This window comes from Micromonospora sp. NPDC005087 (assembly GCF_042872965.1).
Lineage (GTDB): Bacteria > Actinomycetota > Actinomycetes > Mycobacteriales > Micromonosporaceae > Micromonospora.
The window spans coordinates 428719-454369 of record NZ_JBIALB010000002.1 but is presented as its reverse complement, the minus strand read 5'-3'; the positions used below and the strand labels follow the sequence as shown (position 1 = coordinate 454369).

General features: G+C 71.8%; 28 protein-coding genes. 11 read left to right on the top strand and 17 right to left on the bottom strand.

The genetic code is table 11. The features are described from left to right. Positions 1–29: 29 nt before the first annotated feature. Entirely contained in the window at positions 30–251 is a 222-nt protein-coding gene (locus ACFYPS_RS07200; RefSeq protein ID WP_354962685.1) for an exodeoxyribonuclease VII small subunit, read from the top strand. A gap of 43 nt (positions 252–294) precedes the next feature. Here ACFYPS_RS07200 and ACFYPS_RS07195 read toward each other — a convergent pair whose 3' ends face one another. Next, complete coding sequence (locus tag ACFYPS_RS07195) at positions 295–1143, bottom strand: hypothetical protein (protein WP_354962684.1); 849 nt, start codon at positions 1141–1143, stop codon at positions 295–297. Positions 1144–1362: 219 nt separating this feature from the next. Next, the gene (locus tag ACFYPS_RS07190; protein ID WP_354962683.1) at positions 1363–2073 is read right to left on the bottom strand and encodes a DUF4245 family protein; all 711 of its coding nucleotides are present in this window, start codon (positions 2071–2073) and stop codon (positions 1363–1365) included. Positions 2074–2232: 159 nt separating this feature from the next. On the opposite strand from ACFYPS_RS07190, the gene glpX reads away from it, so the two are divergent. Continuing rightward, positions 2233–3264, top strand: coding sequence for a class II fructose-bisphosphatase (glpX, locus tag ACFYPS_RS07185; protein ID WP_354962682.1), 1032 nt, complete (start codon positions 2233–2235; stop codon positions 3262–3264). After that, positions 3261–4262: a DMT family transporter gene (locus ACFYPS_RS07180; RefSeq protein ID WP_354962681.1), complete on the top strand. Its 1002-nt coding sequence runs from the start codon at positions 3261–3263 to the stop codon at positions 4260–4262. The genes glpX and ACFYPS_RS07180 overlap by 4 nt, the downstream gene beginning before the upstream one ends. 9 nt (positions 4263–4271) lie before the next feature. Here the strand turns inward: ACFYPS_RS07180 and ACFYPS_RS07175 are convergent, their stop codons facing one another. Beyond that, positions 4272–5189, bottom strand: a complete 918-nt coding sequence (locus tag ACFYPS_RS07175) for an NAD-dependent epimerase/dehydratase family protein (RefSeq protein ID WP_354962680.1) — start codon at positions 5187–5189, stop codon at positions 4272–4274. Between the two features lie 138 nt (positions 5190–5327). Here ACFYPS_RS07175 and ACFYPS_RS07170 point away from each other — a divergent pair, with 138 nt between their 5' ends. Further along, positions 5328–6026, top strand: a complete 699-nt coding sequence (locus ACFYPS_RS07170; RefSeq protein ID WP_354962679.1) for a TetR/AcrR family transcriptional regulator — start codon at positions 5328–5330, stop codon at positions 6024–6026. Positions 6027–6065: 39 nt separating this feature from the next. Here the strand turns inward: ACFYPS_RS07170 and ACFYPS_RS07165 are convergent, their stop codons facing one another. From ACFYPS_RS07165 to ACFYPS_RS07140, 6 genes are all read right to left on the bottom strand, one after another. Continuing rightward, the gene (locus tag ACFYPS_RS07165) at positions 6066–7034 is read right to left on the bottom strand and encodes an NAD(P)/FAD-dependent oxidoreductase (protein ID WP_354962942.1); all 969 of its coding nucleotides are present in this window, start codon (positions 7032–7034) and stop codon (positions 6066–6068) included. 106 nt (positions 7035–7140) lie between these two features. Continuing rightward, the gene (locus ACFYPS_RS07160) at positions 7141–7794 is read right to left on the bottom strand and encodes a rhomboid family intramembrane serine protease (protein ID WP_089017719.1); all 654 of its coding nucleotides are present in this window, start codon (positions 7792–7794) and stop codon (positions 7141–7143) included. 113 nt (positions 7795–7907) lie between these two features. Beyond that, a complete protein-coding gene (locus tag ACFYPS_RS07155) occupies positions 7908–8585 on the bottom strand; it encodes a transglycosylase SLT domain-containing protein (protein WP_354962678.1) in 678 nt (225 codons plus the stop codon). A gap of 277 nt (positions 8586–8862) precedes the next feature. Beyond that, positions 8863–10278, bottom strand: a complete 1416-nt coding sequence (locus ACFYPS_RS07150) for a PhoH family protein (RefSeq protein WP_354962677.1) — start codon at positions 10276–10278, stop codon at positions 8863–8865. A 421-nt stretch (positions 10279–10699) separates the two neighbouring features. Continuing rightward, complete coding sequence (locus ACFYPS_RS07145) at positions 10700–11035, bottom strand: hypothetical protein (RefSeq protein ID WP_074316807.1); 336 nt, start codon at positions 11033–11035, stop codon at positions 10700–10702. Between the two features lie 31 nt (positions 11036–11066). Continuing rightward, on the bottom strand, positions 11067–11411 hold the full coding sequence (locus tag ACFYPS_RS07140; RefSeq protein WP_354962676.1) for a hypothetical protein: 345 nt from the start codon (positions 11409–11411) through the stop codon (positions 11067–11069). A 264-nt stretch (positions 11412–11675) separates the two neighbouring features. Between ACFYPS_RS07140 and ACFYPS_RS07135 the strand changes: the two genes are divergently transcribed. The 3 genes from ACFYPS_RS07135 (at position 11676) to otsB (ending at position 13526) form a co-directional block, all read left to right on the top strand. Then, positions 11676–12119, top strand: coding sequence for an XRE family transcriptional regulator (locus ACFYPS_RS07135; protein WP_089021730.1), 444 nt, complete (start codon positions 11676–11678; stop codon positions 12117–12119). Between the two features lie 161 nt (positions 12120–12280). Then, positions 12281–12634, top strand: a complete 354-nt coding sequence (locus ACFYPS_RS07130) for a hypothetical protein (RefSeq protein ID WP_354962675.1) — start codon at positions 12281–12283, stop codon at positions 12632–12634. A 67-nt stretch (positions 12635–12701) separates the two neighbouring features. Continuing rightward, entirely contained in the window at positions 12702–13526 is an 825-nt protein-coding gene (gene otsB, locus ACFYPS_RS07125) for a trehalose-phosphatase (protein WP_354962674.1), read from the top strand. 2 nt (positions 13527–13528) lie between these two features. On the opposite strand, the gene ACFYPS_RS07120 is transcribed toward otsB, so the two are convergent. From ACFYPS_RS07120 to ACFYPS_RS07105, 4 genes are all read right to left on the bottom strand, one after another. Beyond that, positions 13529–14299, bottom strand: coding sequence for an isoprenyl transferase (locus tag ACFYPS_RS07120; protein ID WP_089017723.1), 771 nt, complete (start codon positions 14297–14299; stop codon positions 13529–13531). A 31-nt stretch (positions 14300–14330) separates the two neighbouring features. After that, on the bottom strand, positions 14331–15572 hold the full coding sequence (locus ACFYPS_RS07115) for an NAD(P)/FAD-dependent oxidoreductase (protein WP_387323266.1): 1242 nt from the start codon (positions 15570–15572) through the stop codon (positions 14331–14333). A 330-nt stretch (positions 15573–15902) separates the two neighbouring features. Beyond that, positions 15903–16763 (bottom strand): hypothetical protein, encoded by an 861-nt coding sequence (locus ACFYPS_RS07110; RefSeq protein ID WP_354962672.1) that lies wholly within the window; start codon positions 16761–16763, stop codon positions 15903–15905. A gap of 37 nt (positions 16764–16800) precedes the next feature. Further along, entirely contained in the window at positions 16801–18645 is a 1845-nt protein-coding gene (locus ACFYPS_RS07105) for a phosphoenolpyruvate carboxykinase (GTP) (protein ID WP_387323264.1), read from the bottom strand. Between the two features lie 436 nt (positions 18646–19081). Between ACFYPS_RS07105 and ACFYPS_RS07100 the strand changes: the two genes are divergently transcribed. From ACFYPS_RS07100 to ACFYPS_RS07090, 3 genes are all read left to right on the top strand, one after another. Beyond that, positions 19082–19618 carry a GtrA family protein gene (locus ACFYPS_RS07100; protein WP_354962941.1) on the top strand — a complete coding sequence of 179 codons (537 nt, stop codon included), beginning with the start codon at positions 19082–19084 and terminating at the stop codon, positions 19616–19618. Between the two features lie 63 nt (positions 19619–19681). After that, positions 19682–20389 carry a GtrA family protein gene (locus ACFYPS_RS07095; RefSeq protein ID WP_354962940.1) on the top strand — a complete coding sequence of 236 codons (708 nt, stop codon included), beginning with the start codon at positions 19682–19684 and terminating at the stop codon, positions 20387–20389. Next, a complete protein-coding gene (locus tag ACFYPS_RS07090; protein WP_354962670.1) occupies positions 20386–20931 on the top strand; it encodes a MaoC/PaaZ C-terminal domain-containing protein in 546 nt (181 codons plus the stop codon). The genes ACFYPS_RS07095 and ACFYPS_RS07090 overlap by 4 nt, the downstream gene beginning before the upstream one ends. Positions 20932–20972: 41 nt before the next feature. Here the strand turns inward: ACFYPS_RS07090 and ACFYPS_RS07085 are convergent, their stop codons facing one another. Then, positions 20973–21545, bottom strand: coding sequence for a PH domain-containing protein (locus ACFYPS_RS07085; RefSeq protein WP_354962669.1), 573 nt, complete (start codon positions 21543–21545; stop codon positions 20973–20975). An 86-nt stretch (positions 21546–21631) separates the two neighbouring features. Continuing rightward, complete coding sequence (locus tag ACFYPS_RS07080; protein WP_354962668.1) at positions 21632–22507, bottom strand: biotin--[acetyl-CoA-carboxylase] ligase; 876 nt, start codon at positions 22505–22507, stop codon at positions 21632–21634. Between the two features lie 84 nt (positions 22508–22591). Here ACFYPS_RS07080 and ACFYPS_RS07075 point away from each other — a divergent pair, with 84 nt between their 5' ends. Then, the gene (locus tag ACFYPS_RS07075; RefSeq protein ID WP_354962667.1) at positions 22592–24175 is read left to right on the top strand and encodes an acyl-CoA carboxylase subunit beta; all 1584 of its coding nucleotides are present in this window, start codon (positions 22592–22594) and stop codon (positions 24173–24175) included. A gap of 58 nt (positions 24176–24233) precedes the next feature. Here ACFYPS_RS07075 and ACFYPS_RS07070 read toward each other — a convergent pair whose 3' ends face one another. Together ACFYPS_RS07070 and ACFYPS_RS07065 are read right to left on the bottom strand one after the other, a co-directional pair. Beyond that, positions 24234–25100 (bottom strand): hypothetical protein, encoded by an 867-nt coding sequence (locus tag ACFYPS_RS07070; RefSeq protein WP_354962666.1) that lies wholly within the window; start codon positions 25098–25100, stop codon positions 24234–24236. Beyond that, entirely contained in the window at positions 25093–25593 is a 501-nt protein-coding gene (locus ACFYPS_RS07065; RefSeq protein WP_354962665.1) for a SigE family RNA polymerase sigma factor, read from the bottom strand. Before ACFYPS_RS07065 ends, ACFYPS_RS07070 begins: the two co-directional genes overlap by 8 nt. Positions 25594–25651 lie beyond the last annotated feature (58 nt).

Sequence of the window (25651 nt, the reverse complement as noted above, 5' to 3'; positions counted from 1 at the left end):
CCGGAGCGTGGTGTGCTGAGATGGACGCGATGACTGACGACACGAAAGCCGGGCCGGACGAGCGGCTCAGCTACGAGCAGGCCCGTGCCGAGCTGGCCTCGGTGGTGGAGCGGCTGGAGGCCGGCGGCACGTCCCTGGAGGAGTCGCTGGCGCTCTGGGAGCGCGGCGAGGCGCTGGCGGTGATCTGCCAGCGGTGGTTGGACGGCGCCCGGGCGCGGATCGAAGCGGCCCGGCAGGAGTCCGCCTCCTGACCGCCGGTGGGGCGACCGGAGCCGCCCCACCCGCGTACGACCGTCAGTTGAACAGGCTGTACAGCTCGGCCGGCGCCTCGACGACCTGGTTCGCCGGCGGCTTCTGCGCGGCGGTGGCGGCACCGTAGTCGGAGTACGTCATCCGGATCTCCTGCGCCGCGGTCTGCCCGGCGGCCGGGAGTTGCAGCACCAGCTCACTGAGCCGGCCCTGCGGATCCACCTTCGCGGTGAACGGAACCGTCTTCGCCTGCGTGCCCAACGCGGCGATCGTGGCGGCGTTCAGCGAGCCGGCCTCGGCCGCCCTGCTGACGTCGATGGTGCCGGCGTACGTGCCGGTGCCGGTGCTGCGGACCTCGGTGATGCCCTGGGTCAGCACGGCGCTGCCGGCCGGGTCGACCTTCTCGAAGTCGAAGCCGAGGCTCCGGTTGCCCTTGATGCGGGTCTGGTCCAGGTGCTGGTACTTGCCGAGGTTGAGCCGCTTGATGGCGGGCAGGCTGTCGGCGGTGGCGCCGGTCAGCTCCAGCTTCACCCAGCTGTCCGGCTTGAAGTGGATCACGTCGAGCTTCATGGCCAGGTCGGACGAGGGACCGCCAAGCGCGATCTTCATGGACGCGCTCTGGCTCGGCTGGTGCACCTGGCCCTCGGCGGTGGAGCCGACGCCGGCGAGGGTGAAGCGGAAGTTTCCGTTGCTGATCTCCCGGGTGGAGTCGAGCAGGGCCTGCTTGGCGTCGCCCGCCACGGGCGAGCCGGGCGGGCTCGGCACGCCGGACGCGCTCACCGTCGGGGACGCGGTCGATCCGGCGCTAGAGGTCCCACTGCTGTTGCAGGCGGCCAGGCCGGGCGTGAACAGGGCGGCGGCCACCAGGCCGGCACTGAGTCGTCGAACAGTCATATGTGTCTCCCAAGGGGGTCACCCGACGACCAGGACGGCGCCGGAAACCGGGCGACGCAGCAGCACCCTCGGCTGCGCCGCGCGACCCGGGCCGTGCGCGCGCCCGGATCACTCCCTCTCTGTTCCCTGTCGACCCGTCGGACAATCACCCTTTCTGTCCGGTTGCCCGGTGGAGGACGGCGCCGGTGGGACCGGGGCGGCACGAGGCCACCCCGCCCGTCAACGCAACGAGCCGGCGAGTTGGCGGAGTTCGTTGTCCCGGGCGTCTCCGATGACCAGCACCGTCCGGGCCGGCTCCAGCAGCACCAGCGCCTGCTGGTTGCCCCGTGCGGTGTAGCGCTGCCAGGTGCGTCCGGCCAGCTCCGTCGGGCCCTGCGGCTGGCCCTGGTCGGTCAGCTCGGCGGGGAGCAGCCGCTCCGCCGGCACGCTGCTCTGCACCAGCTGGACGCCCCGCCCCTCCGGGGTGAGGTACCCGATGCGCAGATTCGCGCCGTCCTCGACGGTCTGGAAGCGGGCGCTGACCGTGCGCCAGCCGGAGCTGAGCCCCTGCGGCTGGTTCACCGGGAAGGCGTTCGCCGACTGGGCCTGTTCGATCGCCGGCGCCGGGTCGACCGTGGTGGGCTCGTCGCCGCCGAGGAATCCCCGGTAGAAGGCCAACAGCAGCGCGATCGGGATCAGCAGCACCAGCAGCGAGATCGCCATGTCCTTCGGCGACCGCTCGGATTTCACGGATCCCGTCGGCGGCGGCGGCGCGGGCCGCTCGCCGGCGGCCGGGCCCGACGCGACCAGGGCCGGCTCGTCGGCCGGCGGCGTCGTCCGGTCGGTCTCGGCCTGCTCAGCACCGGAACCGGCGGGGACGTCCGCCGGCGGCTGGCCGCCGGGCGGCGTGGGGTCGTCGGGTACGCGGTCGGCTGGCTGTGCGGGTTCCACCCTCCTATCTTCGCAGCCGCCCGACCGGCGGTATCCGGCCCATCACCGCCCCGCGCCGACGCCGGGTCAGCCATCGTGTGAGGATCAGCGACAAAGCCGGCAGCGGGAGGCGTCCCGCCGTCGGTCCACCCCGCACCGTCGCGAGGAGGAGCAGCCGTCATGACGAACACCAGGACGCGGATCCCACAGGATCTCGACCGTAACCTTGCCCTCGACCTGGTCCGGGTCACCGAGGCCGCGGCGATGGCCGCTGGCCGTTGGGTCGGCCGGGGCGACAAGGAGGGCGGCGACGGGGCCGCCGTCGACGCCATGCGCAAGCTGATCAACTCGATCCAGATGCGCGGCGTCGTGGTGATCGGCGAGGGCGAGAAGGACAACGCCCCGATGCTCTTCAACGGCGAACAGGTCGGCGACGGCACCGGACCGGAGGTGGACGTCGCGGTCGACCCCGTGGACGGCACCACGCTGATGAGCAAGGGCATGCCGAACGCGCTGGCGGTGCTCGCCGTCTCCGAGCGCGGCGCGATGTTCGACCCGAGCGCCGTCTTCTACATGGAGAAGCTCGCCGTCGGGCCGGCGTACGCCGACGTGATCGACATCAACGCCGGGGTGGCCGACAACCTGCGCCGGATCGCCAAGGTCAAGGGCACCGACGTCTCGGAGGTGACGGTCTGTGTGCTGGACCGCAGCCGCCACGACGACCTGGTCGCGCAGATCCGCCGCGCCGGAGCGGGTATCCGGTTCATCTCCGACGGGGACATCGCCGGTTCCATCGCGGCGGCCCGGGGCGAGTCGGACGTCGACGTGCTGATGGGCATCGGTGGCACCCCCGAGGGCATCATCTCCGCCTGCGCGCTGAAGTGCATGGGCGGGGCGATGCAGGCCAAGCTCTGGCCGCGCGACGACGAGGAGCGGGAGAAGGCGCTCGCCGCGGGGCACGACCTGGACCGGGTGCTGGGCACCGACGACCTGGTCACCGGGGACAACTGCTTCTTCGTGGCGACCGGTGTCACCTCCGGGGATCTGCTGCGCGGGGTGCGCTACCGGGCCGGCGGCGCGTACACCCAGTCGATCGTGATGCGGTCGAAGAGCGGCACCATCCGCGTGATCGACTCGTACCACCGGCTGGAGAAGCTGGCGCTCTACTCCGCGGTCGACTTCGACGGTCGTCCACTGGCCGAGCAGGAGTGAGTGTCACCGGCACGGCGACGCCACAGACCCTGTCAGCCACCCGCCGGATCACCGGTGTCGCGCTGGCGTCGGTCTCCGGGCTCGCGGTGGCGGTGCAGTCTCGGATCAACGGCGAGATGGGGGTACGCCTGGCCGACGGCTTCGCCGCCGCGGTGGTCTCGTTCGGCGTCGGCCTGCTGGTGCTGCTGGTGCTGGTGCCCGCCACCCCGGGCGGTCGGCGGGGGCTGGTCGCGGTGCGGTCGGCCCTCGCGGCGGGCACGCTCCGGCCCTGGCAGTGCCTCGGCGGGGTGTGCGGGGCGTTCCTGGTGGCCACCCAGGGGCTGACCATCGGCTCGTTGGGCGTGGCGGTCTTCACCGTGGCGGTGGTCGCCGGGCAGACCGGCAGCAGTCTCGCGGTGGACCGGGCGGGAATCGGGCCGACCGGCCGGCAGCCGGTCACCCGGCAGCGGCTGGCCGGTGCGGTGCTCACCGTGCTGGCGGTCGGCCTGGCGGTCGGCGACCGGTTCGGTGACCCGGGCGCGCTGGCGCTGGCCCTGCTGCCGCTGCTCGCCGGGGTGGGCATCGCGTGGCAGCAGGCGGTCAACGGCCGGGTCCGGGCCGCGGCCGACAGCGCCCTGACCGCAACCCTGGTCAACTTCACCGTGGGCACGATCGCCCTGCTCGTCGCGTTCGCGGTCGACATCGCCGTACGCGGCTGGCCGATCGGCCACCTGCCGACCGAACCGTGGCTCTACCTGGGTGGCCCGATCGGCATCGTGTTCATCGCGATCGCCGCGGCGATCGTGCGCTTCACCGGTGTGCTGCTGCTCGGCCTGGCCACCATCGCCGGCCAGATCGTGGGGGCCGTCCTGTTGGACCTGCTGCTGCCCACCGCGGCGTCGCACCCGGGCCCGAACACCCTGCTCGGGGCCGCGCTGACCATGGTGGCCGTGCTGATCGCCGCGCTCGCACGGCCCGGCCCGCCCGCCGCTGAGCGGGACCGGTCTCGCGGCAGGTGACGTGCGGGTTCAGCCGTGCAGGGCCTCGACGATCTCCTTCAGGGCGCGGTCCAGGGGGGTCGGCTCGACGCCGAGGGTGGCGGTGGTGGCGGTCGAGTCCATCAGGAACGGGCGGTCGAACTGGTAGGCGGTCTCCCGCAGCTCACGGATGAACGGGTTGGTCAGGCCGCCCAGCCACAGCACCGGGTAGGGCATCCGGATCAGCTTCGGCGTGGGCGTGCCGGCCAGCGCCGCCGCCCGGGTGGCCAGCTCGCGCATCGGCGCGGCCGGCGCGCTGGGCACGTGCCAGGCCCGCCCCCAGGCCCGCTCCTCGGCGGCTGCCGCGACGAGGGTACGGGCGACGTCGGCGATGTACGTCCAGGTGTGCGGGGCGTCCCAGTTGACGGGCAGGAAGACCCGCTGCTCGGCGAGCACCCGGGGTAGCACCATCATCGCCAGCGAGGTGCCGCCGACGCCGATGTAGTCCGATCCGCGCACCTCGGTGGCCCGGACCCGGCCGGCCCGGTGGGCGGCGAGCGCGTCGGCCCACATCTGGTTGCGTACCCGACCCTTGGTGCCGGTCGCGTTCGGCGGGGTCTGCTCGGTCATCGGGCCGTCGACGGGTCCGTACCCGTAGAGGTTGCCGACCGTCGCGAGCACCGCGCCGGTCCGCTCGGCGGCGGCGAGCAGCGCGCCGGCCAGCGGCGGCCAGTCGATGGGCCAGCGGTGGTAGGCCGGGTTCGCGCAGTTGTACAGCGCCTGCGCGCCGTCGGTCAGCACGCTGAGCCGGTCGGCGTCGGCGGCGTCGGCGGCGATCCGTTCGATGGCGGGGTGCTCCGGCCCGGCGCCTCGGCGGCTGATCACCCGGACCCGTTCACCTCGTTCGGCGAGAAGAAGGGCGGTCGCGGTGCCGACCGGGCCGGTGCCGACGATCACGTGCAGTGCCATGGGAACTCCTCCGAGCGGGGATATGAAGCGAGAGCGGTGCTCTCGGTTGCTCGTCCAGCATGGCCTGCCACCGTGGCAATAGTCAAGAGCAGTGCTCTCTTTTTTGATTGGTGCTCCAAACCGTGGCAGACTGGCCCCATGCCCGCTTCCTCGATCCGCGCCCGGGTCCGCGCCGAGATGCTCGGCGAGATCAAGGCGGTCGCCCGCCGGCACCTCGCCACCGACGGCGCGAACCTCTCATTGCGCGCCGTGGCCCGGGACATGGGCATGGTCTCGTCCGCCATCTACCGCTACTTCCCGAGCCGGGACGACCTGCTCACCGCGCTGATCATCGAGGCGTACGACGCACTCGGCGACGCGGTGGAGGCGGCCGAGGCCGTGCCCGACCGACTCGACCTCCGCGCCCGCTGGCAGGCGGCCTGCCGGGCGGCCCGGGACTGGGCGCTGGCTCACCCCGCCGAATACGCGCTGCTCTACGGCAGCCCGGTCCCCGGGTACGCCGCCCCGGACGACACTGTCGGCCCGGCCCAGCGCCCCCCACTGACCCTGGTCGGCCTGCTCCGGGAAGGGCTGGACGCGGGGCTGCTCAGCCCGCCGCCCGCCGGTGAGCTGCCGGCGCCGCTGCACGACGACCTGACCGAACTGGCCGACACGTTCTTCCCCGGAATGCCCCCCGCCCTGCTGGCCCGGGGCATGGCCGGCTGGACCCAGCTCTTCGGGCTGATCAGCTTCGAGCTGTTCGGCCGGCTCAACCGGACCGTCGCGCACCGGGACGCGTACTTCGACCACCAGGTCGGGCTGCTGGCCGACCTGATCGGTCTGCCCCGCCCGCAGTGACCGCCACCGACGCGAACCGGTCCGCGGCCGGCACCGCGGTCAGCCGGCGTCGGACGAGTGCCCAGGGAACAGGTGGGCGCTCGGGTCGATGGCCACCGCGGCGTTGTTGACCGCCGTCGCGGCCTCGCCGAAGCCGGTCGCGATCAGCCGGACCTTGCCCGCGTACTCGGTGATGTCACCGGCCGCGTAGACCCGGGGCAGGTTCGTCGCCATGGCGCTGTCCACCAGGATGTGCCGGCGGTCCAGCCGCAGCCCCCACTCGGCGAGCGGGCCCAGGTCGGCGGTGAAGCCGAGCGCGGCCACCACCGTGTCCACCGGCAGCGTCTCGGTCGCGCCACCGCGCACGGTCACCTCGGCGCCGGTCACCGTGGCCTCCCCGAACAGCCGAGTCACCTCGGCGTTGACCACCACCCGCACCGGCAGCGACAGCACCCGGGCGACCGTGGAGGCGTGCGCCCGGAACTTCTCCCGCCGGTGCACCAGGGTCACCGAGCGGGCCAGCGGTTGCAGCGTCAACGCCCAGTCGAACGCGGAGTCTCCGCCACCGACGATCAGCACGTCCCGGTCGGCCAACTCGGCCGGCTCCGGTACGAAGTAGACGATGCCGGCGCCTGGCGCGCTGTCGGCGCAGGGCAGCGGCCGAGGGCTGAAGCTGCCCAGGCCGCCGGTGATCACGACCGCGCCGCAGCCGAGCTGCTCGCCACCGGCCAGCCCGAGCACCGGCCGCTCCTCGGCGTACGACAGCTTCTCGGCCCGGGTGCCGAGCAGGTAGTGCGGGCCGAACGGGGCGGCCTGAGCCACCAGGTTGGCGACCAGGTCGCGGCCCTTGACGGCGGGGAAACCGGCCACGTCGAGGATCAGCTTCTCCGGGTACATCGCGGTGACCTGACCGCCCGGCTCCGGCAGCGCGTCGATCACCGCCACCGACAGCCCTCGGAACCCGGCGTAGTACGCGGCGAAGAGGCCGGCCGGACCGGCCCCGATCACGGCGACATCGACCTCGCGCATGGCGTACCGTCGCTTTCCGCTCACGGATCAACGCTTGCTGATCACGACGGTAGGCGGGTGGCGGCGGTCCGGCAAGCACGTCCCAGAGGCGCGCCGAGGGAACCGGTCAGGGCAGGCTGAGCGTGGACCCCGTGTAGTCCGAGCCGCCGACGACCGGCCGGCGACGACGGAACAGGATCGCGGCCACCACCCCGCCCAGCAGCCCGAACAGGTGGCCCTGCCAGGAGATCCGCTCGTCGGTGGGGAGGATGCCGACCAGCTGCCAGCCGTAGAGCAGACCAACCAGCAGGAAGACGGCGAAGTTCCACCAACTGCGCTCGAAGATGCCCCGGGTGAGCAGGATGCCCAGGTATCCGAAGATCACGCCGCTGGCACCGACCACCACCGAGTTGGGCGAGCCGGTGAACCAGACGCCGAGCCCACTGACCAGGATGATGATCAGGGTCGACCAGAGGAACCGCCGGGCGCCGGCGGCCAGCACGAAGGTGCCCAGCAGGATCAGCGGGATGCTGTTGCTGTAGAGGTGGTCGAAGCCATGGTGCAGGAACGGCGAGAAGAAGACCCCGTCCAGCCCGTCGATACGCTTCGGAATGATGCCGGCGGTGGCGTCCAGGCCGAACTCCAGCCCCTGGTCGACGGCCTCGATGAGGAAGAGGAACGGGACCACCGCGCACATCGCGACGAAGGCCCGGCCGAGCGCGGCGTAGAACGCCTCGGTGCCGAACCGGTGGGGGTCGCCGCTTCCAGGGTGCAGGGTCACCCCCAACTGCTATCAGCAAATGGGGCCGGCCGCCACTCGCGTCCCGTCCGCGCCGGCCCGGTACGGACGACGGCGGGGCGGATGGTCGCCCACCCGCCCCGCCATCGACACCGTCAGTAGTGGCCGTTGCTCTGGAAGAAACCCCAGGCCCCGCAGGGCGTGTCGTACCTGCCCTTGATGTAGCCCAGGCCCCACTTGATCTGGGTGGCCGGGTTCGTCCGCCAGTCGTCGGCGACCGTACCCATCTTGCTGCCCGGCAGGGCCTGCGGAATTCCGTAAGCACCGGACCCGGAGTTGCTGGCCTTGTGGTTCCAGCCGCTCTCCTTGGTCCAGAGCTTCTCCAGGCACGGGAACTCGGCGATGCCGAAACCCGCCTCGATCATCATGGCGCAGCCGACCTTGCGGTTGCCGCTGTACTCGGCGCAGGACGCCGGGATCGGCCCGTCGTACGGCTTGGGCTGCTCCGCCGCCCTCCGCTCGGCCGCCTTGCGCGACGCCGCGGCGGCCTTGGCCTTGCGGGCCCGCTCGGCGGCCTCCTTGGCGGCCTGGGCCGCCCGCAGCTTGGCCTCGTACTCGGCGGCCCGCTGCTTGGCGAACTTCACCCGGTGGGCGGCCTGGCGCTCGCGCTGGTAGGCGAAATCGGCGCGGTCGACCTCAAGGCCGACCTGCGCGGTCAGGCCCTGTTGCTGGGTTTCGCGGTCTTCGCCCAGGTAGAAGCCACCGGCAACGCCCACGGAGAGCAGTGCGACAGCAGCCGTACGGGCGCCCAACCGGCTCCACAGCCGACTCACGAAGTGGTCCCTTCGTCGGGGGCAAGGACGGGGCGCGGCGCCGGCCACACGAGGGCCGTCAGCCGTGCCGCGAGCGCCCCGACCGGTTGCCGGTCGCGCCGCCGCACCGGCCTTCGCCGATGTCGTCCATCTCGGGACGAACGATCATCAACGATTCCTGTGGTGCGTGGGCGCTCGTTGTACACCATCGCGCACAGTGAGACCGATGGGAAACCAACCGACTCGTTCGTGATCTGCGTCACACTGAGAATGCAGACGAATCCCTACATAAGCACCATCAGAGCGGGATGTCCTCCAGCAGATCCGTCACCATGGCGGCAATCGGCGACCGCTCCGAACGGCTGAGCGTGACATGGGCGAAGAGCGGATGGCCCTTGAGCGCCTCGATGACCGCGGTCACGCCGTCGTGCCGCCCGACCCGCAGATTGTCCCGCTGGGCCACGTCGTGGGTGAGCACCACCCGGGAGCCCTGCCCGATCCGGGACAGCACCGTCAGCAGCACGCCGCGCTCCAGCGACTGGGCCTCGTCCACGATCACGAAGGCGTCGTGCAGGCTGCGCCCACGGATGTGGGTCAACGGCAGCACCTCGAGGATGCCCCGCGAGGTCACCTCCTCCAGCACGTTCTCGTGCACCACCGCGCCGAGCGTGTCGAAGACCGCCTGGGCCCAGGGCGACATCTTCTCCGACTCCGACCCGGGCAGATAACCCAGTTCCTGGCCGCCGACCGCGTACAACGGGCGGAACACGATCACCTTCTTGTGCCGGCGGCGCTCCATCACCGCCTCCAGGCCCGCGCAGAGCGCCAACGCCGACTTGCCGGTGCCGGCCCGTCCACCCAGCGAGACGATCCCGATCGACTCGTCCAGCAGCAGGTCGAGGGCGATCCGCTGCTCCGCCGAGCGGCCGTGCAGCCCGAACGCCTCCCGATCACCCCGGACCAACCGGACCGACTTGTCCGGCAGCACCCGGCCGAGCGCGGAGCCGCGCCCCGAGTGCAGCACCAGGCCGGTGTGGCAGGGCAGCCCACCCGCCTCGTCCACGTCGAGCGTCTCGCCGGCGTACAGGCGACCGATCTGCTCCTCGCCCAGCTCCAGCTCGGACATGCCGGTCCAGGTCGGGTCGCTGGCCTGGCCGTGCCGGTACTCGTCGGCCCGCAGGCCCACCGAGGCGGCCTTGACCCGCAGCGGCATGTCCTTGCTGACCAGGGTGACCTCCCGCCCCTCGGCGGCGAGGTTGAGCGCCACGGAGAGGATCCGGGCGTCATTGCTCTCGGTGCGGAACCCGGGCGGCAGCACCCCGTCGTCGGTGTGGTTCAGCTCCACCCGCAACGTGCCGCCGTTGTCGTTGGCGGGCACCGGGTGGTCGAGTCGCCCGTGCCTAATCCGCAGTTCGTCGAGCATCCGCAGCGACTGCCGGGCGAACCAACCCAGCTCCGGATGGTGCCGCTTGCCCTCCAGTTCGGTGATGACCACCAGGGGCAGGACCACCTCGTGCTCCTCGAAGCGGTGGAAGGCCGCCGGGTCGGACAGCAGCACGGAGGTGTCCAGGACGAAGGCCTGGCCGGTTGGTCGCGGCTCCTTGGGGTCGGCCGGCGCGGCGCCCGCCGCACGGCGGCCCCTGCTGGCGCGGCGGGTCGTGGCAGTCGCGGCCGGGGTCTGATCGGCACCGGCGGTCGAACGGCGAGTCGTCACAGGCCTGCTCCGACGGATGGGCACCCGCCACCCGTGTTCCGCCTCCTCCGGTGCCCGGGGACACGGGGTCGGATGCGGAACCCCATGCGCGAGGTCGCAGATCCGGGCGGACCGGCTGGCCCGGGAGAACCCCGTGCCATGCCTAGACGCTAGCGGCGGCGGACCGTCCCGGCTAGAGGGCGATCGTGGATCTCCGGTGACCGCCGTGTGAACGCGCACAGCCCGACGCGGCGGCGGCCGGGCCGGCGCCGACGGGGCGCGGCGGAACCGGCCGGGATGCATGCCCCCTGCGTGCATCCCGGCCGGTGGGGCCACCGTCACCGGTCTGACGTGGCCCCGACGGTGCGTGTCCGCCGCGGACGACGCACCGCGCTCGTGGCGCCGGTCGGCGGAACCGCCCCCGGCGGCTCGCCGACCGGCCTCAGCCGGTCCGTCGGACGAGCGTGCCGGTCGGGTGCCGCCCGGTGATCGGGGCGGCCGGCGCCGTGAACGACGAGCCGGTGTAGGTGGTACCGGGGCGAGCGACCGTGCCCGCTGAGCGCACGACGCCCGCGGGGGAGACCGACAGGGCGGAGGCGATGGCCGCCTGGGCGTCGCGCCGCCGTCGGTTCCACGCGCCCCGGTCACCGTCGAAGTAGCCCTGCCGGTAGCCGAAGCGGTAGCCGATGCGGTAGCTGAGCTGGCCGTGCAGCCGGCCGGCCGCGTAGCTGGTGGCGCCGAGCACCAGGACGAGGAAGACCGCCAGGAACGGGCTCATCGGGCGGCCCCGGCCCGGCCCGGACGCCCGGTCATCGCTCCTCCGGCTCGACCGCGGTGGGATCCGCGACGAGCAGCCGGTCCAGGTCGTCGGTGCTGACCTCCTCGACCAGCTCGACGCTGATCCGGCAGCCGTCCAGCACGACCTCGGCCACGGAGGAGCGGCGGATCTCTCCGCCCGCGTCGTAGACCCGCACGCTCAGCTCCGGGCAACCGAGATGGGTACGCCAGGCGTTCCACTCGGTGCGGTCGCCGACGCTCAGCGACAGGTAGCGGCAGCCTCGGGCGACGTAGAGGCGCCACGGAGCGGTCAGCCCTGCGGCCACCCCTTCGGCAATCAGCCCGAAGGCCTGGGCTCGGGTGGCGAGCTCGGTCACCGCACCCCCCTCGCGCCGGGGGCGTGACGCATGTGAGCACCAGTCGTCTCATGCACGTGACACACCGTAGATTGTCCCATGGGCGTGACAGTATCAGCTTTTCGTCCGTTTACCGCCGCCCCTAAAGGCATCTATTCTGCCCGGGTGACACCCCTCAACAGTGGCACTGGATCGTTTACCGGAAATCCGAAGAACCCGTCACGTTCGCGTGACGACGGCGCGCCCGGGCGCGCGCCGACGACCGACTGGCCGTACCGTCACGGGGTGACCGAGACGGCCAATGCGCGGAAGATCGCCTTCGCCACCTTCGTCCGGCGCGCGCTCGACGAGGCCCGGGCGACCCGGGCCTGGAGCGGCACCGAGGTGTCCCGGCGCACCGGCGTCTCCCGGCAGACCATCAACCGGTGGGTCCGCGGCGACTGGGCCAGCGACCCGGAGGCCGAACGTGTGGTCGCCTTCTGCGAGGGTCTGGGGCTGAACCCCGCCGCGGCCTTCGCCGCCCTCGGCTGGGACCGCACCGCCGCGGGCCCGCGCGCCGGCCAACCGGCACCGCCGATGGACCCGGACGTGGAGGCACTGCTGCGGCGGCTGGTCGATCCGAACGTGTCGGACGCGGAGAAGTTCCACATCCGCGAAACCATTCGATACCTCGCATATCGCCCGACGCTGCCGGTCGACGTCCGAAAAAGAGGGAATCAGGCCGGCTAGTTCCTCAGATGGCGAAAGAACGCCTGGTCAGGTTCATTCGTTTGGCTCCGGGGCCGGAACGGGCACGCTAGCGTCCCTATTCGTACTGCTTGGGCTCGTCGTCGGCGGGGGACGGGACAAGGCCGAACCCAGCCCTGCGGGACAGAAGGAGGCGTCTGTCCATGACCCTGAAGTGGTTGGCAGTCGTGGTCGCCACGGTGTCGATGACACTGTGGGCGACCGGCAACGCGGTGACCCTCGTGGTCAACGGCGGGCAGCTTCCGCTGCTCGTCAACCTCCTCGTGCTCATCAGCGCCGGCACCGCGGTCATCCTGGCCGTCATGGCGGAGCTGCACGAGCGGCTGAACGACCGGATCAGCGCACTCACCGAGTTCCTGGTGGCACGGCTCAACGAGATCGAGAACCACACCGGCGATCGCAACACCGGGTTCGTGGAGGGTTATCTGCTGAGTCACGGCCAGGAGGCGGCGGTGGTGCCGTTCGGCCGTCGCGGACGAGGAGCCGCCGAACGCTGACCACGCGCCGCCGAGTGGGCCCGCTCGGCCAGGAATGAGCCTCCTTCGCCGGGGTACGCTGACGCGCGTGCCGCCGTTGAATCTGGGCAATCAGCAGCCGAGGACCCCGTTGAACGCCGACCAGGCCTGGCGGATCACCGCCGGCCGGGCCGCCGGGACCGTCCTCTTCTTCGACTTCGACGGCACGCTCGCGCCCGTCGACGACGATCCGACCGCGGTACGCCCCGCTCCCAAGGCGCTGGCCGCGATCGAGGCACTGGCCCCGGTGGTGCAGCGGGTCGCGATCGTCTCCGCCCGACCGGTGGAGTTCCTCCGGGACCATCTCGGCGGGCTCGCAGGCGTGGACCTGTACGGCCTCTACGGGCTGGAGCACAGCCACTCCGGCGGAGAGACGGTCACCGAGCCGACTGCGCTGCCCTGGGTGCCGACCATGGCGGAGCTGGCCGACCTGGCCCGTGCGGAGCTGCCGCCCGGCACGCTGGTCGAGTACAAGCGGCTCTCCGTCGCGCTGCACTGGCGTACCGCGCCGCAGCTCGGCCCGACCATGCAGCAGTGGGGGCAGGCCCAGGCCGACCGTCTGGGGCTGCGTGTGCAGGCCGGGCGGATGGTGCTGGAGCTCAAGCCGCCGGTCGACGGGGACAAGGGCATGGTGATCGGCGAGGTGATCCGGGATGCCACCGGCGCCTGGTACTTCGGCGACGACGTCTCGGACATCAAGGCCTTCGCCGCCCTGCGCGCCCGAGCCGCGGCCGACCCGGACTTCTTCGGCGTCTGCGTGGCGGTGGCCAACCCGGAGACCGGCCAGGAGGTGGCGAACGCCGCCGATCTGACCATCGAGTCCCCGGCCGCCCTGGGCGACTTCCTCACCCGGGCGCTGACCCACCTGCCCTGACGTCAGGCGCCGTAGCGACGTTGCCGAGTGGCGTACGAGCGCAGCGCACGCAGGAAGTCGATGTGCCGGAAATCCGGCCAGTTGAGCTCGCAGAAGTAGAACTCCGAGTGCGCGGACTGCCACAGCATGAAGCCGGACAGCCGCTGCTCGCCGCTGGTGCGGATGACCAGGTCGGGGTCGGGTTGGCCGCGGGTGTAGAGGTGCTCGGCGATGTGCTCGACGTCCAGCACCTCGGCCAACTCCTCGATGGTGCCGCCGGAGGCGGCGTGCTCCAGCAACAGCGAGCGCACCGCGTCGGTGATCTCCCGCCGGCCGCCGTAGCCCACCGCGATGTTGACCTCGGCGCCGCCGCTGCGCTCGCGGGTGCGCTCCTCGGCGCCCTTGAGCGCCGCCGCGGTCTGTGCCGGCAGCAGGTCGAGCGCCCCGACGATGCGCAGCCGCCAGGGGTTGCCCTCCTCGGCCAGCTCCACCACCAGATCCTCAATGATCTTGAGCAGCGGGTCCAGCTCGCTGGCCGGCCGGCGCAGGTTGTCGGTGGCCAGCAGGTAGAGCGTGACGTGCCCGATACCGGCCTGGTCACACCAGCCGAGGACGTGCTTGATCTTCGCGGCGCCGACCCGGTGCCCGTCGTTCGGGTCGACGAAGCCCATCTCCCTCGCCCACCGACGGTTGCCGTCGCACATCACCCCGACGTGCCGGGGCACCGGCTTACCCGCGAGCTTCGCCGTGAGCCGGCGCTCGTACACGGAGTAGATAAGGTTCCGCAGCGTCATCACCTAGCAGCGTAGCGACCCGCCGGGCGGATCACCGCCTCGGAGGCCGATCCCCGCCGGAGAGCCCGAATCCGATCATGGCCAGGGTACGGGCGGTGAGCCGCCCGTCGCCCAGCCCCAGCTCGACCACGTCGTCGAACACCCGATCGTCCCGACGGGCCGCCCGGACCGCCGCGTCGACCACCCACCGGCGCCGCGCCAACCAGGCCGCCACCGAGCTGTGCCGCAGGTGGGTGCCGAGGCGGCGACGGAGTCCGTCGGCGTAGCGGCGGGCGGCGGCCTCGGGTGCGCGGGCCGCTGCCGCCCCGGCCAGCGCACCGGAGAGCAGCGCGTAGAAGATGCCCTCCCCGGTGAACGGATTGATCAGCGACAGCGCGTCCCCGGCGAGCAGGGTGCGGCCCTGCGCCGGTGCCGGCCGGTGGGTGGACAACGGCAGGTGGTGGGCACGCAGCGCGGTCACCGTCGCGAGGTCGGTGCCGGGCAGCAGCGCGGCCAGCCGGTCCAGCAGGTACGCCCGACTCAGCGGCTCCCCGCGCAGCACTTCCCCGTACCCGACGTTCGCCCGTCCGTCGCCGATCGGGAACGACCAGGCGTACGCCGGCCAGTGAGCCTGCGAGGTGACGATGAGCTGCTCGGACGGGCCGGGCAGCGCCGGCGCGTACCCCCGGATGGCCAGCGCCAGGTGCCGGTCGGGGTTCACCGGGTGGCCGAGCGCCCGGCGCACCACCGACCCGGCGCCGTCCGCGCCCACCACCACACGGCCGGACAACTCCCCGTCGAGCACCACCCGGTTGGCGCGCGGCTCCACCCGCCGGACGGTGTGCCGGCGCAACTGCGCGCCGGCGGCCACCGCGGCCGCCACCAACCGCGCGTCGAAGACCTGCCGGGGCACCGTGTACGCCGGGCGGGGCAACGCCCGCGCCACCGCGCCCCCGCCCGGGGCGATCATGCGCAGCGCGGGCAGCGGCACGTAGCCCGCCACCGCCTCGGCCACCCCCAGTTCGGCGAGAACGTCCACCGAGTGCGCGGCGATCCCGTCGCCACACGCCTTGTCCCGGGGAAAGTCGGCCCGGTCCAGCAGCAGCACGCTGGCACCGGCCCGGCGGGCCGTCAGCGCGGCGGCCGCTCCGGCCGGCCCCGCTCCCACCACCACCACGTCGAACTCGTCGCCCACCGCGAGCCTCCCTCCGGCCGGTGCGACGCGGCCCGTCCCGCCCCGCCGGCGATCCGCCCGTGCCGCCGACGCCGGTCTGTGACCGACGCCACCCGCCATCCTGCCTCCTGCCGGCTCGGGTCGACCGACACCGAAGCGCCCGATCTGGCCAGAACGCCCCAACCGGCCGGCACCCCCTCGTGCCGCACGCTGCCGCGGCAGCCCGGGGTATGTGCATGTCCCAGGCCCTGTAGAGCTGCCCCACCTGTGGGGCATGCAAGGCCGAAGTGCCCGGCGGCCCATTTCTGGGGCAGCTCGACAGGTGCCCGGAGAAGCTGCCCGCGAGCGGGCCACGCAAACGGCCGAAGTGCCCGGCGGCCCATTTCCGGGGCAGCTCGACAGGGCACCAGAGAGGCGTGGCAGGCCCGAACGGAGCCGCGCCACGCGGGGTCAGGCCGGGGCCGCGGCATCCTTCGCGCGAGCCGCGCGCCGTAGCCCGTACAGCGTCAGGGCCGCGGCAGCGAGCAGCGGGCCACCGTCCCGGATCAGTCCGTCCAGCCCCAACAGCCACCAGCACAGCGGCAGGTCCACGGCGAGTACGGCCATCGTGACGACGACCAGCAGGCCGCGCGCCCAGTGCTTGCCGCGCATCAGAAACGCGGTGCAGAACAGCACCGCGTAGCTGGCCGTGATCCCGGCGCCGAACCAGAACAGCACGGCCGGCACCGCGGTCAGGCGATCGTCCAGGATGGATCCTCCGGCCACCAGCGCCGGCACCAGCATCAGCGGGCTGTAGGTGAACGCCGCCACCCGACTGGTCAGCAGCCAGCCACTGGCCTCCGGCCGGCGCCGTGGCGTCTCCCGCCAGGAGATGCCGGCCCGGTCGATCACCAGTCGCGGCCGGTGCCGGACCAGGTGCCCGGTCAGCGCCGGCGAGTGGTAGAGCAGCCAGACCACCGCCGCGCAGAGCGCGGTGAGCGCGGCGAAGCCGAGCAACCCGGGCAGTGGCGGCACTCCCTGCCGGGGCACGATCAGCCGGCCGACGGCGAAGATCGTGGTGACCGCGAGGATCAGCCCGAACGGGCGGGCGGCCGTACGCCCCCGCCGGACGTGCCCGATCAGCAGCAGGAAACCGAACGAGCGCAGCATCGCCCAGCCGGTGCGCACCGCCAGCCCGAAGCCCGGCTCCGGGGCGTACCACCAGTTGAGCAGCTCGACCACGACGGTGGCCGCCGCGGTCGTCGCGAGCAGGATGGTCAGCACCCGGACGGCGGACGGCCGCCGGACCTCGGTCTCGGCGGCCGTCCTCATGGGATCCGATGATGCCCGGCAGGGGCGATGTTCACACCTACCGTTGCGGCTGCGCGGCGTCCAGTCGGGCCCGCAACGCGTCCAGCTCGGCCCAGAGCACGCCGGGCAGCTTGTCACCGAACTTCTCGAACCACTCGGTGACCAGCGGCAGCTCGTTGCGCCACTCGTCCGGGTCGACCTTCAGCGCGATCCGGACGTCCTCCGGGGTCATGTCCAGGCCCTCGACGTCCAGCGCGTCCGGGGCCGGAACCATGCCGATCGGGGTCTCCACCGCCGCGGCCCGGCCCTCGATCCGCTCGACGACCCACTTCAGCACCCGGGAGTTCTCGCCGAAGCCCGGCCAGAGGAACGAGCCGTCCGGGTCCTTACGGAACCAGTTGACGTAGTAGATCTTGGGCAGCTTGGCCTCGTCGCCGTCGGTGCCCTTGCCCATCTCGATCCAGTGCCGGAAGTAGTCACCGGCGTGGTAGCCGATGAACGGCAGCATCGCCATCGGGTCCCGACGCACCACGCCGACCGCGCCGGACGCGGCGGCGGTGGTCTCCGAGGAGAGGGTCGCACCCATGTAGACGCCGTGCACCCAGTCCCGAGCTTCGGTCACCAGCGGGATGGTGTCCCGGCGGCGGCCGCCGAAGAGGATGGCGTCGATCGGCACGCCGTTGGGGTTGTAGTAGTCCTCGGCCAGGATCGGGCACTGGGTGATCGGGGTGCAGAACCGGCTGTTCGCGTGCGAGGAGAGGCGGTCGCTGTCCGGCGTCCAGTCGTTGCCCTTCCAGTCGATCAGGTGCGCCGGAGGCTCGCCCATGCCCTCCCACCAGATGTCCCCATCGTCGGTGAGGCCCACGTTGGTGAAGATGGAGTTGCCCCGGTCCAGCGTCCGCATCGCGTTGGCGTTGGTCTTCCAGTCGGTGCCCGGCGCGACGCCGAAGAGGCCGTACTCCGGGTTGACCGCGTAGAGGCGACCGTCCTCGCCGAACCGCATCCAGGCGATGTCATCGCCGATGGTCTCGACCTTCCAACCCGGGATGGTCGGCTCCACCATGGCCAGGTTGGTCTTGCCGCAGGCGGAGGGGAACGCCCCCGCGATGTGGTAGACCTTCCCCTCGGGCGAGGTGATCTTGAGGATCAGCATGTGCTCGGCGAGCCAGCCGTCGTCGCGCCCCATCACGCTGGCGATCCGCAGCGAGTAGCACTTCTTGCCGAGCAGCGAGTTGCCGCCGTACCCGGAGCCGTACGACCAGATCTCGCGGGTCTCCGGGAAGTGCGAGATGTACTTCGTCTCGTTGCACGGCCACGCGACGTCCTCCTGGCCCGGCGCGAGCGGGGCGCCGATCGAGTGCAACGCGTGCACGAAGTCCGCGTCGTCACCCATCGCCTCGAGGATCCTGGCACCCATCCGGGTCATGATCCGCATCGAGGCGACCACGTACGGGCTGTCGGTGACCTCGACGCCGAACATCGGGCTCTCGGCCTCGACCGGGCCCATGACGAACGGGATGACGTACATGGTGCGACCGCGCATCGAACCGCGGTACAGGTCGTTCATCGTCCGCTTCATCTCGGCCGGCGCCATCCAGTTGTTGGTGGGGCCGGCGTCCGCCTCGTCGACGGAGCAGATGAAGGTGCGCTCCTCGACCCGGGCGACGTCCGTGGGATCGGTGCGCGCGTAGAACGAGTTGGGCTTCTTCTCCGGGTTCAGCCGGATCAGGGTGCCGGCCTCGACCAGCTCATCCGTGAGGCGGCGCCACTCCTCGTCGGACCCGTCCACCCAGACGACCCGGTCGGGGGTGGTCAGTTCCGCGACCTCACGGACCCAGGCGAGCAGTTTCGGATGGGACGTCGGGGCCTGATCGATACCCCGCACAACAGCCGGAGCAACCATGACACATCTCCTTGTGGTCGACGCTGACCGATCTATGGGATGCACGAGTCTCAGCGGCGCGATGCGTCGCTTCGTGGAAACCTGGGATTGGGCTCAGCGTAAACCGGGCAGCCTTCCGAGTCAGTGGGACTGGTTGTGAAGAACTGCACAAGCTACGGCTACGCTGCGGCATTGGGAGCTGATACCCGCTTTCCCGCGCAGTTTCACGCAAATCTTGTTGTGCACCCCGTCGACGTGAGTTGCGGTCGAGCGGCGAACCGGTCCCGCCGACCGTTGCGTGGATTCCCGTTCCGGGACGCGTCACTCCTCCCGTTGGTTACGCTGCGTTCAGCAGCGACGCACCCGGCGCGAGCCCGGCACGAGCGACCACGCATGCTCGCCGTTGCTACCCCGCTGACTGGTCATCAGCCGGTACGCTCGGCCCGTGGCCGCCACGATGACCGGGGAGCAACCGGGTCCCCGGCAGACCCGGCCGGGTCTGGTCCGGGCACTCCTCGACCGTTTCGGTCACCTCGTCCGCGAGTTGAGCAAGTTCGCCACGGTCGGCGGCATCGCCTTCCTCATCGACTTCGCGCTGTTCAACTACCTGACGACCGCGCGTGGCGTCGAACAGGTGACGGCGAAGACCATCTCCACCGTTCTCGCGGCCAGCTTCGCGTTCGTCGGCAACCGGTTCTGGACCTGGCGGCACCGCCAACGCAACAATCCGGCCCGGGAGTACGCGCTCTTCTTCTTCTTCAACGCTGTCGGCCTCGGCATCGCGGTGGCCTGCCTCGCAATCAGCCGGTACGGGCTCGGCAGCATCTGGCCGGCGGTGTTCCAGACGCCGCTGGCCGACAACATCGCCAGCTTCGTCGTCGGCACGGGCCTCGGCACGCTCTTCCGATTCTGGTCCTACCGGCGGTTCGTCTTCGTCGAAGCGGGAACCCGGACCGTTCCGCAGGTGAAGCACGACCGAGACCACGGGGCGTGACCTGCCGCCCACCTCGTCCGGCCGGTGATCGCCGGCCTCACCGACTGCCCTAAGGTGTTTCGCATGCGTCTTGTCCGTCTGCTGCCTGAGCGCTGGCAGAAGTTCATCCGCGAGGCGCTCAAATTCGGCATCGTCGGCGGCATCAACACCGTCATCAATTACGCGGTGTTCAATGTCCTTGCACTCACCGTCTTTGCCGATGGTCAGTTGAAGGCCACCGTGATCGCGACCATCGTCGCCACGATCACGTCGTATCTTATGAATCGTCACTGGACGTACCGGGACCGCCCGAAATCGGCGCTCCGGCGGGAGTACGTCCTGTTTTTTCTCTTCAACGCGACCGGCCTGCTCATTGAGTTGGGCGTACTGGCCGCAGCCAAGTACGGCCTCGGCGTCCACGGCCTGCTGGCACTGAACGTCGCGAAGACCGGTGGCGTGCTGCTGGCCACCCTGTTCCGGTTCTGGTCGTACCGGACCTTCGTCTTCCAGCCCGTCGTACCGGCCGAGACCGAGGCGAAGGCCGAGCCCACCTGGCACAGCATCCCGCGTGACGAGTGGGACACCATGGCCGGGATGGACCCGGTCGCCGAGCTGGCCGAATCCGTCTCCGAGCTGGAGGAGTCCGACGGCCGTCCGGCGACCGCACCCGGCCCGATCGGCGCTCCCACCCAGGGGAGGCCCACGCCGTTGAGCGCTGGTTTCTCCGCCGACCTGGACGCGGAACTCGCCGCGGAGCTGCACGCCGGCACCCGCCGCGCGCCCCGCCGGTGACCCCACCCGCAGCCCGCTCCGGCACCGGGGCACGCGCCGAGTTGTTCTTCGAGGACCTCGTCCCGGGGCTCACCGTCGACCTCGGCGTGGTCACGGTGGATGGCGACGAGATGGTCGCCTTCGCCCGCCGCTTCGACCCGCAGTGGTACCACGTCGACCCGGAGCTGGCCGGAGCGAGCCGGCACGGGGGGCTCATCGCCAGCGGTTTCTACACGGTCAGCCTGTTCATGCGGGCGTACGTCGACCACCTGCTGTCCCGCGCGGCGGCGGACGCCTCCCCCGGCCTGGAGGAGCTGCGCTGGCTCGCCCCGGTGCGCGCCGGGGACCGGCTCGCCGTCCGGGTCGACGTGATGGGCGCCCGGCCGTCCACCGCCCGCCCGGGCCTCGGCACCGCCAGCCTCACCGGCACCATGCTCCGCCTCGGCCCGGACGACCGGCCCGAGCAGGAGGTGTTGCGGACCCGTTTCCGCGGCTGGTTCGCCCTGCGCCCCGCCGACCCGTCGCCTGAGACCGAACCGACCGAGACCGAACCGCCCGCCTGACCCGCCCCGGCGCGGTGGCCGGGGCGGTCACGCAGTCGGAATCAGCTCGTGGTGTCGCGCAGCGGCTTGCCCTCGCGCATGTCGGCGAGGATGTCACGCATCTCCCCGTCGCCCAGCGAGTGCTTGTCGTGCTGCGCCTCGACCAGCTCGTACAGGGTGGTCTGCACCTGGCCGACGCCCGGGACGTCGGCGAGCACCGACTGGCCGCGCTCGCCGGCGGACTCGATCGTGAGCGTGCCGCAGCCGAGCAGCCGCTCGATGAAACGCTGGTTCATCGAGTGGTCGTTGATCCGGGTGAGCGGGAGGTCCCGCCGGTCCCGGGAGAAGACACCCTGCTGGAGCAGCACCCGCTCATTGGTGAACAGGTAGTGCGTGGTGCGCCAGACCAGGAACGGCCACAGCCCCAGCCAGAACACGGCGACCAGGGCGAGCACCCCGATCACGGCCAGCGCGATCGAGCCACCGCCGCCGGCCGGCAGCAGGAGCACGCCAACGACTACCGCCGCAACGGCCAGCACCAGCACCGCGATCGGCCGGATCAACGCCTTCCAGTGCGGGTGCAGGTGCAGCACGACGTGCTCGTCCTCGGTGAGCACGTCTTCGGGGAACGCCACGGGAACCTCCATCGCCATTTTTCCGACGCGCAGACCGTAACCGGTCCAACCGCCCCGGCGGATCAGCCGCACGGGGCGGGTTGCGTTCACCGGAGGTGCAGGACATCGCCGGCGGCCAGGACGCGGTCGCCGGTGGGGGTGGTGACCAGGAGCTGCCCGTCGGGATCCACGCCGGTGGCGGTGCCGGTCAGGTCGTCGCCGCCAGGAAGCAGGACCCGCACCTCGCGACCGACCGTGGCACAGGCCGCCAGGTAGGCGTCGCGCAGGCCGCTGGCCACGGCGTCCCCGCCGGCGGCGCGCCAGCGCTCGTACCAGTCGGCGACCGCGCGCAGCAACGCCCGCAGCAGCGGGTCCCGGTCGGTGGCCGCCCCGCCGGCCAACTTCAGCGAGGTGGCCGGCAGCCCGGTCGGGTTCACCGGCAGCTCGTCGGCGCGCAGCGTCACGTTCAGCCCGATACCGAGCACGATCGCCGGCGGCTGGTCCGGCGAACCCCCAGGCACCGCCTCGGCGAGCACGCCGGCGCACTTCGCGTCGCCGATGAGCAGGTCGTTGGGCCACTTCAGGGTGGCCTCCAGCTCGGCCAGCCGGGCCACCGCCTCGACCAGCGCCACGCCGGCCAGCAGCGGCAGCCAGCCGTACCCGGTGGGCGGCGCGGCCTGCCAACCACGGTCCGGCACGGCCTCGCCGGGCCGCAGCAGCACGCTGGTGGTGATCCCGGCCCGCGCCGGCGACTGCCAGACGCGGCCGCGCCGGCCGCGACCGGCGGTCTGCCGCTCGGCGACCACGACCAGGCCCTCCGGCTCGCCGGCCCGGGCAGCCTCGGCCACGTCGGCGTTGGTGGAGCCGGTCTCGGTGCGCAGCTCCAGCCGGGCCCACGGGCCGTGCGGCGCGACCAACGCGCGCCGCAGCCGGGCCGCCGACAACGGCGGGCGGTCCAGATCGGTGTACGGGGAGCCCGGCATCCCGCCAGCCTACGGCGGTGGCCGCACCGGCACTGAGGCGTACTGCACAGCGGCGTCGTCCTGAACCATCGTTATATTCCCTGGGTGACTACCGAGACCGGGACCAACATCCACAGCACCGCGGGCAAGCTGGCGGACCTGGAGCGCCGGGTCGACGAGGCGGTGCACGCCGGATCGGCGCGCGCGGTCGAGAAGCAGCACGCCCGGGGCAAGAAGACCGCCCGCGAGCGGATCGAGATGCTGCTCGACGAGGGCTCCTTCGTCGAGCTCGACGAACTGGCCCGGCACCGGTCCACGGCCTTCGGGCTGGAGAAGAACCGGCCGTACGGCGACGGTGTGGTCACCGGCTACGGCACGGTGGACGGCCGGCAGGTCTGCGTCTTCGCCCAGGACTTCACGGTCTTCGGTGGCTCCCTCGGCGAGGTCTTCGGCGAGAAGATCGTCAAGGTGATGGACCTGGCCATGAAGATCGGCTGCCCGGTGGTGGGCATCAACGACTCCGGCGGGGCGCGCATCCAGGAAGGCGTGGTCTCCCTCGGCCTCTACGGCGAGATCTTCTTCCGCAACGTCCGCGCCTCCGGCGTCATCCCGCAGATCTCGCTGGTGATGGGCCCCTGCGCCGGCGGCGCGGTCTACTCCCCGGCGGTCACCGACTTCACCGTGATGGTCGACCAGACCTCGCACATGTTCATCACCGGCCCAGACGTGATCAAGACGGTGACCGGCGAGGACGTCGGCATGGAGGAGCTGGGCGGGGCCCGTACGCACAACTCGCGCAGCGGCAACGCGCACTACCTCGCCACGGACGAGGAGGACGCGGTCGACTACGTCAAGGCACTGCTGTCGTACCTGCCGTCGAACAACCTCGACGAGCCGGTGGTCCACCCTGCCGAGGCGGATCTCGCCATCAGCGACGAGGACCGGGAGCTCGACACGCTGATCCCCGACTCGGCCAACCAGCCGTACGACATCCACCGGGTGATCGAGCACGTCCTCGACGACGGGGAGTTCCTGGAGGTCCAGCCGCTCTACGCGCAGAACATCGTGGTCGGCTACGGCCGCGTCGAGGGGCGCCCGGTCGGCGTGGTGGCCAACCAGCCGATGCACTTCGCCGGCACGCTGGACATCGCCGCCTCGGAGAAGGCCGCCCGGTTCGTCCGCACCTGCGACGCGTTCAACATCCCGGTGCTGACCTTCGTGGACGTCCCCGGCTTCCTGCCCGGCACCGGTCAGGAGTGGGACGGCATCATCCGCCGCGGCGCCAAGCTCATCTACGCGTACGCCGAGGCGACCGTCCCCAAGGTCACCGTGATCACCCGCAAGGCGTACGGCGGGGCGTACGACGTGATGGGTTCCAAGCATCTCGGCGCGGACCTGAACTTCGCCTGGCCGACCGCGCAGATCGCGGTGATGGGCGCGCAGGGCGCGGTGAACATCCTCTACCGTTCCGAGCTGGCCGGCGCCGAGGACCCGGCGGCGGTTCGGGCCGAGAAGATCGCCGAGTACGAGGACACTCTGGCCAACCCGTACGTGGCCGCCGAGCGTGGGTACATCGACTCGGTGATCCCGCCGCATGAGACCCGGACCCAGATCGTCCGGGCGCTACGAGTCCTGCGCACCAAGCGCGAAACCCTCCCGGCGAAGAAGCACGGCAACATCCCGCTCTGACCGCGCTCCCTGGTCCGCGCAACTTCACAGAAGTTGTGCAGACCAAGGGCGGCCGCGGTCAGCAGGAGGGGTTGGCGGCGAGGCACATCCGACGCGCTGCCACCACGGCCAGCCGGCGCAGCTCCGGCTCGGAGCTGTTCCGTCCCAGACTGAGCACCGTGATCAGGTCACCCACTCGTACCACCGCCGTGCTGGTCGGCGAGTGCTCGTCACCAATGGCCTTGCCGGTCTTCTGGTCGCGGGGCTGCGACACGGTGTGGCGCAGCAGGGCGGCACCGTCGCCGGCGAAGTCCCGCTGCACCACCGCCCACTGATGTACGGCCGTCCCGGTCCCCTTTCGTCCCGCGACCTCGTACGGCCCGACGCTGCGCCACTCGGCGCAGGGAGCCACCAGCCGGTCGAGGTCGGCGAAGAACGACCCGGCAGCCTCCGGCGTCACCCGGTACAGATCCTGACTGAGCAGGAAGTCATCGGGACCGGTGTCGGCGGCCTCTGCGGGTTCCCGGAGCATGGTCAGCGCCCGTGACCAGCGGGACGTCTGCCAGGCAGGGGCCATCCCCTGCTCTTCCCGGCAGTAACCCAGCATGTTCTCGACGACGACCATCTCCCCCAACCCCGACTGGCTGAGCTGCACCTGCGCCGGCTGCGCCAGGTCGGCCGGTTGCAACAGTGCGTCGGCGTCGATCTCGCCCCGGGCTGGTGCGGTCGGGCTCGCCGAGGCAGCCACCGGGGGTGCTGTCGGCCCACGACCGTTGCCGACCACGTCGACGGCGAACGCCCCCGTGATCACCAGCACCACCGTGGCGGTCACGGCGGTACGCCGATTGCGCCGCCGGGCCCGGGCCCGGATCTCCTGCGGCTCGGGCCACCGCACGTCCCGCAGGTCCCGATGGACCCGCTCGACGAATGCCAGGTCGTCACGCATCGGTAGCCTCCTCGAGTTCAGAGACGGCGAGCAGCCCGGCGAGCGCGGTGCGCCCCCGGGAGAGCCGGGCCTTGACGGTGCCGACCGGGGCCGAGGTCTCCCGCGCCACCTCGGCGACCGGCATGCCCATCAGGTAGTACAGGGCGATGGCGGTGCGCTGCTCCTCGGGCAGCCGGCGCAGCGCGGCGACCACCTCGACGGTGTCGGTGCCCGGGCCGGGAACGGTCTCGGTGGCGCCGTGCCGCAGGTACGCGCGGGCGCGACTGCGCAGGCTGCGCCACCGGCTGACCGCGATCCGGCTGGCCACCACCCGCACCCACGCCTCCGGGTCGTCGTATCGGCTGACCGTCGACCAGCGCTGCCACGCCCGGATGTACGCCTCCTGCACGGCGTCCTGCGCCTCGACCCGGTCGCCGGTGAGCGCGTAGACGAAGCCGAGCAGCCGTTGCCGGCTCCCGCGGTAGAACTCGTCGAACCCGTCGACGTCCGGCACCCGCTACCTCCCCGTGTCGGTCGCAGGGAACACGCGCCGGGTGGGGTCCTCGGTTGCC